The following is an 11,745-nucleotide window of genomic DNA, read 5'->3' on the forward strand; positions in this document are numbered from 1 at the left end:
ACTCGTGGCCACGTTCCTCTACAAACTCGGCCGGCTCGCCTTCCGGCGCCGCTGGTACGTCTCCCTGATATGGGTGGCGCTGCTGGTCCTCGCCGGCGCGGGCGCCGCGTCCGCGCCCAAGGCGACCGACAACTTCTCCATACCGGGCACGGAGGCGCAGCGCGCCTTCGACCTGCTGGAGCAGCGCAACCCGGCCATGAAGGCGGACAGCGCCACCGCGCGCATCGTCTTCAAGGCCCCCGGTGGCCAGAAGGTCACCGACCCGAAGAACAAGGCGGCGGTCGACAAGGTCGTCCGTGAGCTGAACGGCCCCCAGGTGGCGGCCGTCGCCGACCCGTTCACCGCGGGCGCCGTCAGCGCGAACGGCGACATCGCCTACGCCTCCGTCACCTACAAGGTCAAGGCCAACGACCTGACGGACGAGACGCGCGAGGACCTCAAGGCCGCTCCCACGGCCGGCCGCGACGCCGGGCTGACGGTGGAGACCGGGGGCAGCGCCCTCCAGTCGATGCCCGAGGGCGGCTCCACCGAGATCATCGGCATCATCATCTCGGCCGTCGTCCTCATCATCACCTTCGGTTCCCTGGTGGCCGCCGGGCTGCCGCTGCTGACCGCCATCATCGGCGTGGGCATCGGCGTCTCCTCCATCGCGGCGCTCGCCTCCGCCCTGGACCTGGGCAACAACACCGCCACCCTCGCCACGATGATCGGCCTCGCGGTCGGCATCGACTACGCGCTCTTCATCGTCTCCCGCTACCGCGCGGAGATCGCCGAGGGCCGCGAGCCGGAGGAGGCCGCCGGACGGGCGACCGGCACCGCCGGCTCGGCCGTCGTCTTCGCCGGCCTGACGGTCGTCATCGCCCTGGCCGGCCTCGCGGTCGTCAACATCCCCATGCTGACGAAGATGGGCGTGGCCGCCGCCGGCACCGTCGCCATCGCCGTGCTCATCGCGCTCACCCTCATCCCCGCCCTGCTGGGCTTCGCCGGCCGCAAGGTGCTGGCCCGCAAGGTGCGCAAGGCCGCGCCCGGCGCCGCCGCCGAGGACAAGCCCAACCTGGGCACGCGCTGGGCCCGCCTCGTACTGCGCCGCCCGGTCGTGGTGCTGCTCGTCGGCGTGCTGGGCCTGGGCGCGATCGCCGTGCCCGCCGGCTCGCTGATGCTGGGCCTGCCCGACGAGGGCTCCCAGCCCAAGAGCACCACCCAGCGCAAGGCGTACGACCTGCTGTCCGAGGGCTTCGGCCCCGGCTTCAACGGCCCGCTGCTGGTGCCGGTCGACGTGGCGGGCAGCAAGGACGCCAAGGCGGCCGTCGACCACGTGGCCACGACGGTCAAGGGCCTGGACAACGTGGCCATGGTGACCCCGCCGGCGTTCAACCAGGCCGGCGACCTGGCGACGATCACCGTTGTGCCGAAGTCGAAGCCGAGCGGTGAGCGGACCGAGGACCTGGTCCACGCCATCCGCGCCGAGCGCGCCTCGATCGAGTCCAAGACCGGGGCCAAGGTCCTGGTCACCGGCACCACGGCCGTCAACATCGACGTCTCGCAGAAGCTGAACGACGCCCTGCTGCCCTACCTGGCGCTCGTCGTGGGCCTGGCCTTCCTGCTGCTGATGGTCGTCTTCCGGTCCGTGCTGGTGCCTCTGAAGGCGGCGCTCGGCTTCCTGCTGTCGGTGGTCGCGGCCCTGGGCGCCGTCGTCGCCGTCTTCCAGTGGGGCTGGCTCGGCTCGCTCTTCGGCGTCGAGGAGACCGGGCCGATCATGAGCATGATGCCGATCTTCATGGTGGGCGTCGTCTTCGGCCTCGCGATGGACTACGAGGTCTTCCTCGTGACCCGGATGCGGGAGGCGTACGTCCACGGGGAGCGGCCCGGCCAGGCCATCGTGACCGGCTTCCGGCACGGGGCCCGGGTCGTCACCGCGGCCGCCGTCATCATGATCAGCGTCTTCGCGGGCTTCATCGGCTCCTCCGAACCGATGATCAAGATGATCGGCTTCGGGCTCGCCATCGCCGTCTTCTTCGACGCGTTCGTGGTGCGCATGGCCATCGTGCCGGCGGTGCTCGCCCTGCTCGGGCGCTCCGCCTGGTGGCTGCCCGGATGGCTGGCCAAGGTGCTGCCCAACGTCGACGTCGAGGGCGAGCGCCTGCAGCAGCGGCTCGCGCCCGCCGGTACCGTCGCGGACGCCGACCCGGACCCGGACACCGTCCGCGAGCCGAGCCGCGTCTGACGCCGCGGGCGGCGCCGGGCGCAGCCACAACGTGGCGTACGCCATGAATTCGGCATGAATGGGAACCGCCGGCCTTCGGGCCGGCGTTTTCCTTAGTCCACGCCTGTGGGCGCGATCGGGGGACGCGTGTGAAGGAAAGGGCTCCGCGTTGAACCTGCTCGATGTGCTGCTGATGCTTGTCGTCCTCGGCTACGCCGTGTCCGGCTACCGCCGGGGACTGGTGGCCAGCGCCGTGCTGCTCGCCGGGTTCCTCGGCGGCGCCGTGCTGGGCGTGTGGGCGCTGCCGTACGCGCTGGAGCCCTTCGAGGCCGGGACGCGGGCGGCGGCCGTCGTCGCCGTGCTCGTGGTCCTCATACCCGCCGCCGTCGGCCACGCCCTGGCCGGGCGGCTCGCCTGGCGGCTGCGGTCCAAGCTGACGTGGGCACCGGTGCGCGGCGTCGACGGCGTGGGCGGCGCGGCCGTCAACTCGCTGGCCGTGCTGCTGGTGGGCTGGGTGGCGGCGAGCGTGCTCGTCTCGGCGAACTCGACCCTCCTGACCCGGGAGATCAAGGACTCGGCGCTGCTGGGCGCGGTGCAGCGGGCCATGCCCGAGCAGGCGCCCACCTGGTTCAGCCGCACCACCGACGCGCTGTCCGGCGCGGGCTTCCCCCAGGTCTTCAACCCCTTCGAGAACGAACCCGCCACCAGCGTCCCCAAGCCGTCCGGCGACGCGGTCACCGCCGCCGCGGCACAGGCGGCCCGCGACAGCGTCGTCAAGGTCGAGGGCGTGGCCAACGTCGGCGACGGCCGGCGCGGCCAGGAGGGCAGCGGCTTCGTCTACGCCCACGAGCACGTGATGACCAACGCCCACGTGGTGGCCGGCGTCAGCGACCCCACCGTCAAGGTCGGCGGCGTGGGGCGCGCCTACCGGGCCAAGGTCGTGCTGTTCGACCCCAGGTCCGACGTCGCCGTCCTGGACGTCCCCGGCCTGGCCGCGCCCGTGCTGCCCTTCGACAAGAGCGCCAAGCGCGGCGACGCGGCCGTCGTCGCGGGCTTCCCCGAGAACGGCGGCCTCGACCTGCGCGCGGCCACCGTCGCCAACGAGCTGCGCGCCAAGGGCCAGGACATCTACGGCGACGGCATCACCACCCGCGAGGTCTACTCCGTGCGCTCCACGATCCGCCCCGGCAACTCCGGCGGCCCGCTGCTGACCCCCACGGGGAAGGTCTACGGCGTCGTCTTCGCCCGCTCCACGGCCGACGAGGAGACCGGTTACGTGCTGACCGCCGACCAGGTCGCCGACGCCGCGCAGCGCGCAGCCCGGGCGACGGCACCGGTGAGCACCGGGAGCCGGGCGGCGCTGTAGCGCCGCCCGGCCGTGGTCAGTCGCACTTGCCCAGGACCTGCCGCAGCTTGTCCTTCTCGGCCTCGGTGACGCTGAGGCCGTAGTAGTCCTTCACCGCGATCCACGCCCGGCTGTACATGCACTCGCCGCCCGACGGCATCCACTTGTCCGGCGCCTTGTCGCCCTTGCGGCGGTTGCTCCAGGTGGACACCACGATCAGCTGCGGGGAGGCGGTCAGGTCGTTGGCGAACTCCTGACGCTTCGCCGCCGGCCAGCTGCTCGCCCCGGAACCCCACGCGTGCCGCAGCGGCACGATGTGGTCGACGTCGACGTGCAGCGGATCGTTCATCGTCCTGTTGTCGTACTCGCTGTGCCACTGGCCGCCGACGACCTTGCACTTGCCTTCGAGCCTCGCCGGCACGATGGACTGGATCTTGAGGGCCATCTCGCGGGTCGTGCAGCGGTTGACGCCGTGCCGGACCCAGCAGGCCGCACCGCCGAAGTGCCTGCGGTCGTAGCCCTTGCTGTTGAAGGTCCTGACCTCGAGCTCGTCCAGCATGCGCGCGGCGTCGTCGCGGTCCGGGATGTTCTTGGGCCACTTCAGCGGGAGGCCGCGGTGGCTGGCGGGCCGCACGCCCGACGGCGCGGGCCTGGCCCCGGGCTTCTGGGCGGCCGGGGCCTTGGGGTGCCCAGGTTCCTTGGCCGGCTGGGCCTTCGGCTGCTCCGGCTTCCTGGCCGGCTCGGCCTTCGGGTGGTCAGGCTCCTTCGCCTGCGGGGTCTTCGCGTGGTCCGCGTCCCGGGCGGGCCGGCCCTTGGGGCGATCCTGGGGCGGCTTCCCCTTCGGCTGCTCGGCGTCCTCCTCCTTCGTCGGCTGCCCGGTCACGGGGGGCCGGGTGTAGACGTCGCCGTCCCCTTCCGCCGGGCCCTCGCAGTCGGTCTCGTCGTAGTCCGCCGGGCTCGCCGTGTGCCGCTGGTGCGCCGGAGCCGGCCCGAGCTGTGGCGCGGCGAACGCGGCCGCGCCCGGCAGGGCCGTACCGCTGATCGCCAGGGCCACCGTGATGGCGGACGGCAAGGTCAGCCGGTGACGGCGCGTGACTATCTTCTCCGGTCGCATGGAACCTCCATTCGGTCCACGTCCACTCCGACGTGGCCCTCAGGGAGTTGACCGAATGCGTCATTACATGCTCGTGTTTGCCGTGATTCACCCCATTGGCTTTCGGCGGGGACGGCCTCACACGCCCGTGCGCTCCCGCGCGTGCTCGTCCTCCTCCAGCAGCCGCTCCGCCAGACCGTCCAGGGCGCGGTCCATGCGGGCGCGGTCCTCCGGATCGCCGGCGTCCCAGTCCTCCAGATGGGTGGCCAGCCAGGAACGCCAGGCCGCGCTCAGCCGCTCGAGCTCCGCCTCGCCGGCCGGGGTCAGGAACAGGCGGTCGCCCTCCCGGCGCGCGTACCCCGCCCGCGCCGTACGGGCGAACGCGGGCTCGAGCACCTCGGCCGGCATCCGATGGGCGGCGGCCACCTGCGACAGCGTGGCATCGCCGCGCAGCCGCAGGCGCCAGTGGATCTGCCCGAGCGTCCACGCCTGGAGGGAGTCGAGCGTGCTGCCGGACGCGTCGAGGATCTGCCGGCTGACCGGGCCGCCCCCGGCCTTGCGCATCACGCTCGCCACCGCCCGCTCCAACTGCCGGTCCGCCTCGCCCGAGTCCGGCGCCGCGAACGCCTCGCCCATGTCGGAGGCCCCCGCCCGCGCGCTGTCGCGCAGCGGCACCTCCTTGAGGAACCAGGCAGCGACGAAGCCCACCAGGGCGACCGGCACCACCCAGAAGAAGACGTAGTTCACGGTCTGCGCGTAGGCGTCGACGACCGGCCGCGCCACCTCCTCCGGCAACCGGCCCAGCGCCTGCGGGCTCTGCACCGCGGCCGGCGGCACCCCGGGTGAACGTGCCAGCGCCTCCGTGAGGTTGGGGATCAGCTGGTTGGTGTAGAGCGTGCCGAAGATGGCCGTGCCGAAGGCGCTGCCGAGCGTACGGAAGAACGTCACGCCCGAGGTGGCCGTGCCCAGCTCGTGGTACGGCACGGTGTTCTGCACCGCGATCGTCAGCACCTGCATGGCCAGCCCGATGCCGGCCCCGAGCACGAACATGTACAGCGACTCCAGCCACGCCCCCGTCGACGCGCCCATCGTCGACATCAAATACAGCCCGAGCGCCATCACGGCCATGCCGGCGATCGGGAACACGCGATAGCGGCCCGTACGGCTGACCGCGATGCCCGACAGCATGGACGCGCCCAGCAGCCCGGCCACCATCGGCAGCGCCCGGACACCCGACATCGTGGCCGACACCCCGTCCACGTACTGCAGATACGTCGGCAGGTACGTCAGCGCGCCCAGCATCGCGAAGCCCACGATGAAGCTCAGCGTCGAGCAGACGGTGAAGACGGGATTGCGGAAGAGATGCATGGGCAGCATCGGTTCCGCCGCCCGCAGCTCCACCATCACGAAGCCCGCCAGCAAGGCGATCGCGCCCGCGAACAGGCCCACGATGACGGCCGAGTCCCAGGCGTAGGTGTTGCCGCCCCACTGCAGGCCCAGGACCAGCCCGGAGGAGCCGGCGGCCACCAGCGCGATGCCCAGGTAGTCGATGACCGGGCGCACCGCCGAGCGGATCACGGGAATGGTCCGGGCCGCCATGGCCACCATCACGATGGCGACGGGCACGTTGACGTAGAAGCACCAGCGCCAGGTGGCATGGTCGGTGAAGACGCCGCCCAGGGTCGGGCCGACGACCGTGGTCACCCCGAAGACCGCGCCCAGCGCGCCCTGGTACTTGCCCCGTTCGCGCAGCGGGATGACGTCCGCGATCAGGGCCATGGCCGTCACCATCAGACCACCGCCGCCGACGCCCTGCAGGGCGCGGGCGGCGATCAGCATCGCCATGGAGTTCGCGGCGCCCGCGAAGACGGAGCCGCCGGTGAAGACGACCGCGCTCAGCTGGAAGACCACCTTGCGGCCGAAGAGGTCGCCGAACTTGCCGACCAGAACGGTCGCGACCGTCTCGGTGAGCAGATAGGCCGTCACCACCCAGGCCATGTGACCGCCACCGCCCAGGTCCGCGACGATCGTCGGCAGCGCGGTGGAGACGATCGTCTGGTCGAGGGCGGCCAGCAGCATGCCGAGCACGATCGTGACGAAGACGAGATTCGTACGCCGCCGGCTCAGCACGGGCGGGGCCGGGGCCTGTGGGGCGGGCGCGGTGGCCGTGGTCATGGTGACGTACCTCCCGTGCCCAGCATTTGGGGAGTTGCCCCGACTCGCCACCTCTGGCAGGCGTGGAGCCGGGTGAGGGGCGCGCAGTCGCATCTCACACGCTCTTGCCACTCGTTCGCAGGCCGCCCCTATCATCGAGCGGTTCAGCGCTGAACCAAACGGCTGAACCCAATGGCTGAACCAAAAGGCTGAACCCAACGGGCTGGATCACACGGCTGAACCGCACGCGCGACGCACGAACGGACGGAGCTCGCCATGCACGTACCGGACGGTTTCATCGACGCCCCCGTATCCCTGGCCGCCGGGGCCGTCGCCGCGGCGGCCGTCGCGGTCTGTCTGCGCGGGGCGCGCAGAGAACTGGACGAGAAGACGGCCCCCCTGGCGGGGCTCGTGGCGGCCTTCGTCTTCGCCGTCCAGATGCTGAACTTCCCCGTCGCGGCCGGCACCAGCGGCCATCTGCTGGGCGGCGCGCTGGCGGCGATACTCGTCGGCCCCTACACCGGAGTCCTCTGCATATCCGTGGTGCTGCTGATGCAGGGCGTGCTGTTCGCGGACGGCGGGCTCACCGCCCTCGGCGTGAACATCACCGACATGGCCGTCGTCACCACGGTCGTCGCCTACGCCCTGTTCCGGCTGCTGGTCACGGCCCTGCCCCGGCGCCGCCCGGCCGTGACCGCCGCCGCCTTGACCGCCGCCCTGGTCTCCGTACCGGCGGCAGCCGGCGCCTTCACCCTCCTCTACGCCCTGGGCGGCACCACCGACGTGCCCCTCGGCAAGGTCTTCACCGCGATGGTCGGCGTGCACATCCTCATCGGCATCGGCGAGGCGGCCATCACCGCCCTCACCGTGAGCGCGGTGCTCGCCGTCCGGCCCGACCTCGTCCACGGCGCCCGCGGCCTGGCCAAGCCGCTCCAGCTGCGCGCCGCCGACGGGACGGTGATCGAGCCCGTCGTGTCCACGGCCGCCCCGCGCCCGCTCCGCCGGATCAGGGCCGTCGCCCTCCTCGCCGCCCTCGCGCTCGCCGGATTCGTCAGCCACTACGCCTCCACCAGCCCCGACGGCCTGGAGAAGGTCGCCCACGACAAGGGCATCGACAGCAAGGCCGAGGACCACGCAGCCAAGGACTCACCGCTGGCCGACTACCAGGTCAGGAACGTCACGGACGAGTGGATCGCGGGCGGGCTCGCCGGGGTGATCGGGGTCGGCGCGACGCTGGCGGCCGGCACCGGCGTGGTCGTCGTCCTGCGCCGCCGCCGGGCCTCCGCCCAGGCGCGGGCCTCGTCCCCCGGCACGGTCTGACATGGGCGCCGGCCATACCCACAAGCTCTACCGGCACGCCCGATCACCGGTCCACGCCCTGCCCCCGCACTGCAAGATCGCGGCCGTCTTCTGCTTCGTGCTGGTCGTGGTCTCCACACCGCGCACCGCCGTGTGGGCCTTCGGCCTGTACGCGCTGCTGCTGGCGGCCGTCGCCGCCGCGGCCCGCGTACCGGCCGCCTTCCTGCTGCGCCGGCTGCTGATCGAGGTGCCGTTCGTCGCCTTCGCGCTGCTCATGCCGTTCGTGGCCCAGGGCGAGCGCGTCCACGTCCTGGGCCTTTCGCTCAGCCACTCCGGCCTGTGGGGCGCCTGGAACATCCTCGCCAAGGGCACACTCGGCGTCGCCGCGTCGGTGCTCCTCGCCTCGACCACCGAGCTGCGCGCGCTGCTGCTGGGCCTGCAGCGGCTGCGGCTGCCGCCGCTGCTCGTCCAGATCGCCACCTTCATGATCCGCTACGGGGACGTCATCGCCGACGAGATGCGGCGCATGCGCATCGCCCGCGAATCGCGCGGCTTCACCGCCCGCGGGGTGCGCCACTGGCGGGTGCTGGCCACATCCGCGGGGGCGCTGTTCATCCGCTCCTACGAGCGCGGGGAACGCGTCCACCTGGCGATGGTCAGCCGCGGCTACGCCGGCACCATGCCCGTGATCGACGAGGTGAGCGCGTCACGTGCGCAGTGGACGTACGCGGCCGCCCTGCCGCTGGCCGCGCTGGCGGTCCGCCTGACCGGATGGATGCTGACATGACCCCTGTGGTGCCCTCCCTCGAGGTCCGCGGCCTCGCCTTCGCCTACCCCGACGGCCACCAGGCCCTCTTCGGCGTCGACCTGACCGTCGGGCGCGGCGAACGCGTCGCCCTGCTCGGCCCCAACGGCGCCGGCAAGACCACGCTCGTCCTCCACCTCAACGGCATCCTCGGCGGCGGCGCGGGCTCCGTGCGCGTGGCCGGGCTGCCCGTCGAAAGGCGCCACCTCGCCGAGGTCCGCCGCCGCGTCGGCATCGTCTTCCAGGACCCCGACGACCAGCTGTTCATGCCCACCGTGCGCGAGGACGTCGCCTTCGGCCCGGCGGCCGCCGGACTGCGCGGCGCCGCACTGGAGACGTGCGTGGGCGAGGCCCTCGCCCAGGTCGGCATGGCCGGCTTCGCCGACCGCCCCCCGCACCACCTCTCCTTCGGGCAGCGGCGCCGGGTGGCCGTGGCGACCGTCCTGGCCATGCGGCCCGAGATCCTCGTCCTCGACGAGCCCTCCTCCAACCTCGACCCCGCCTCCCGCCGCGAGCTCGCCGGCATCCTGCGCTCCCTGGACGTCACCGTGCTGATGGTCACGCACGACCTGCCGTACGCCCTCGAGCTGTGCGAGCGGTCCGTCGTGCTGAGCGACGGCGTCATGGCGGCCGACGGCCCCACCCGTCAGCTGCTGTGCGACGAGGAGCTGATGCGCGCCCACCGGCTGGAGCTGCCGTTCGGCTTCGACCCGCGGTCGGCGGCCGTGCGGGGATGACCCCCTGGTCCGGAGCACCCGCGATCACGATGCACCATGGTGGAGGGATTTGTAGCGATCGGCACAGTGGGAGCGGAAAACAGTGGTGGACGTCCAGGGCACGGTGGCGGACGGTTTCGGACCGGTCCGGGACGCCTTCGCGGAGAACTTCGCACGGCGCGGCGAACGGGGCGCGGCCGTGGCCGTCTACCGGGACGGACGCCGCGTCGTCGACCTGTGGGCCGGCACGAAGGACGCGGGCGGCTCCGACCCGTGGACCCGGGGCACCGCGCAGGTCGTGCGCTCCGCCACCAAGGGCGTGGCCGCCGCCGTCCCGCTGCTCCTGCACCAGCGCGGCCAGGTGGACCTGGACGCGCCCGTCGGCACGTACTGGCCGGAGTTCAAGGCCGCCGGCAAGGAACGGGTCCTCGTACGGCACCTGCTCTCGCACCGCGCCGGCCTGCCCGCGCTCGACACCCCCCTCACCCCGGCCCAGGCGGTCGACGGCGTCAGCGGCCCCGCCGCCCTCGCCGCGCAGCCGCCCGCCTGGGAGCCCGGCACCGACCACGGCTACCACGCCCAGACCTACAGCTGGCTGATCGGCGAGCTGGTCAAGCGCGTGACCGGCCGGTCCATCGGCACCTGGGTCGCCGAGGAGATAGCCGGGCCGCTGGGCCTGGACCTGTGGCTGGGCCTGCCGGAGGCCGAGCAGGACCGGGTGGGCCGCATAGCGGACATCGAGGCCCCGGCCGCCGCCGCGTCCGCCGGGCTGCGCGTGCGCCCCAAGGCGGCGGTCACCGACGCCTACGGCGACCCGTCCTCGCTCACCCGCCGTGCCTTCGCCGCGATCACCCCGCACGCCGACGAGAACGACCCCGCCTACCGCGCCGCCGAACTCCCCGCCTCGGCCGGCATCGCCACCGCGGACGCGCTCGCCCGCTTCTACGGCTCCCTCATCGGCGTCGTGGACGGCGGCCGCCGCCTCTTCGCCCCCGCGACGCTCACCATGGCCCGCACGGAGGAGTCCGCCGGCCCCGACCGCGTCCTGGTCGTCAACACCCGCTTCGGCCTCGGCTACATGCTCCACGGCCCCGCCTCGCCCCTGCTGGCCCCCGGCTCCTTCGGCCACCCCGGCCGCGGCGGCTCCCTGGCCTTCGCCGACCCCGCCTCCGGCATCGCCTTCGGCTACGTCACCAACGGCATGCAGAAGAACGTCACCGCCGACCCGCGCGCCCAGGCGCTGGTACGGGCGGTTGCCAGGTCCCTGGCGGGGTAATGCTGCCCGCATGCGCTTCGAGGGGTACGCGGTACTGATCACCGGCGCCGGCCGGGGCATCGGCGAGGCCACGGCCCGCCGCCTCGCGTCGGAGGGCGCGCGGGTGCTCCTGACGGACGTTGACGGCGAGCGCGCGCGGAAGGCGGCCGCGGCGCTGCGCGCGGACGGCCTGCCGGCCGAGGCGGCGACGTGCGACGTGGCCGACAGCGCGGCCACCGAGGCGGCGGTGGCGCACGCCGTGGACCGCTTCGGCCGCCTCGACGTGCTGGTCAACAACGCCCTCTCCTGCCACCCGGACCCGCCGCTGGTGGAGGACTACGCGGACGGCGAATGGGCCCGCGACCTGGACATCACCCTCACGGGCGCCATGCGGTGCGTCCGGGCGGCGATGCCCCACCTGGCCGCCGCCGGGGGCCGCGCCGCGATCGTCAACATCGGCTCCGTCAACGCCGAACAGGACTTCGGCAACCACGCCTACAGCGCCGCCAAGGCCGGCCTGGCCAGCCTGACCCGCACCCTGGCCGGCCACTGCGCCGCCCGGGGCGTCCGCGTGAACCTCGTGGCCCCGGGCACGGTCCGCACGCCCAACTGGGACGGCAGGGAAGCGGCCTTGGACCGCGCGGCGGAGCACTACCCCCTGGGCCGCGTCGGCCGCCCGGAGGACATCGCGGCGGCGGTGGCCTTCCTCGCCTCGGCGGACGCCGCGTGGATCACCGGGGTGACGCTGCCGGTGGACGGCGGAATCCTGGTGGGCAACGTGGGCCTGCGGCGGGCGCTGCGGGGGGAAGGCTGAGACGGCCGGGGACCGGGCCCCCGCTCACGCGCGCGGCGCTCCGCGCGGCGCCCCCAGGACT

At 73.2% G+C, this 11,745-nt stretch carries 9 protein-coding genes; 7 read left to right on the forward strand and 2 right to left on the reverse strand.

Features of this window, described 5'->3' with window-relative positions; all coding sequences use genetic code 11:
* The first annotated feature begins 4 nt into the window (after positions 1 to 4).
* Both ABZ956_RS14515 and ABZ956_RS14520 read left to right on the forward strand, forming a co-directional pair.
* Positions 5 to 2,224, forward strand: coding sequence for an MMPL family transporter (locus tag ABZ956_RS14515; RefSeq protein ID WP_361892102.1), 2,220 nt, complete (start codon positions 5 to 7; stop codon positions 2,222 to 2,224).
* 148 nt (positions 2,225 to 2,372) lie between these two features.
* Positions 2,373 to 3,569 carry a MarP family serine protease gene (locus ABZ956_RS14520; RefSeq protein WP_361892105.1) on the forward strand — a complete coding sequence of 399 codons (1,197 nt, stop codon included), beginning with the start codon at positions 2,373 to 2,375 and terminating at the stop codon, positions 3,567 to 3,569.
* Between the two features lie 16 nt (positions 3,570 to 3,585).
* On the opposite strand, the gene ABZ956_RS14525 is transcribed toward ABZ956_RS14520, so the two are convergent.
* Positions 3,586 to 4,662 (reverse strand): DUF1524 domain-containing protein, encoded by a 1,077-nt coding sequence (locus tag ABZ956_RS14525; RefSeq protein ID WP_361892108.1) that lies wholly within the window; start codon positions 4,660 to 4,662, stop codon positions 3,586 to 3,588.
* Positions 4,663 to 4,779: 117 nt separating this feature from the next.
* Complete coding sequence (locus ABZ956_RS14530; RefSeq protein ID WP_361892111.1) at positions 4,780 to 6,816, reverse strand: MDR family MFS transporter; 2,037 nt, start codon at positions 6,814 to 6,816, stop codon at positions 4,780 to 4,782.
* 255 nt (positions 6,817 to 7,071) lie between these two features.
* On the opposite strand from ABZ956_RS14530, the gene ABZ956_RS14535 reads away from it, so the two are divergent.
* From ABZ956_RS14535 to ABZ956_RS14555, 5 genes are all read left to right on the forward strand, one after another.
* The gene (locus ABZ956_RS14535) at positions 7,072 to 8,115 is read left to right on the forward strand and encodes an energy-coupling factor ABC transporter permease (protein ID WP_361892114.1); all 1,044 of its coding nucleotides are present in this window, start codon (positions 7,072 to 7,074) and stop codon (positions 8,113 to 8,115) included.
* Between the two features lies 1 nt (position 8,116).
* Positions 8,117 to 8,881 carry a cobalt ECF transporter T component CbiQ gene (gene cbiQ, locus ABZ956_RS14540; protein ID WP_361892117.1) on the forward strand — a complete coding sequence of 255 codons (765 nt, stop codon included), beginning with the start codon at positions 8,117 to 8,119 and terminating at the stop codon, positions 8,879 to 8,881.
* Positions 8,866 to 9,636 carry an ABC transporter ATP-binding protein gene (locus ABZ956_RS14545; RefSeq protein ID WP_361892119.1) on the forward strand — a complete coding sequence of 257 codons (771 nt, stop codon included), beginning with the start codon at positions 8,866 to 8,868 and terminating at the stop codon, positions 9,634 to 9,636. Before cbiQ ends, ABZ956_RS14545 begins: the two co-directional genes overlap by 16 nt.
* An 82-nt stretch (positions 9,637 to 9,718) precedes the next feature.
* On the forward strand, positions 9,719 to 10,891 hold the full coding sequence (locus tag ABZ956_RS14550; protein ID WP_361892122.1) for a serine hydrolase domain-containing protein: 1,173 nt from the start codon (positions 9,719 to 9,721) through the stop codon (positions 10,889 to 10,891).
* 10 nt (positions 10,892 to 10,901) lie between these two features.
* Positions 10,902 to 11,684, forward strand: a complete 783-nt coding sequence (locus ABZ956_RS14555; RefSeq protein ID WP_361892124.1) for an SDR family oxidoreductase — start codon at positions 10,902 to 10,904, stop codon at positions 11,682 to 11,684.
* Positions 11,685 to 11,745: the final 61 nt, after the last annotated feature.

It is taken from the genome of Streptomyces sp. NPDC046261 (genome assembly GCF_040646235.1).
Taxonomy (GTDB): domain Bacteria; phylum Actinomycetota; class Actinomycetes; order Streptomycetales; family Streptomycetaceae; genus Streptomyces.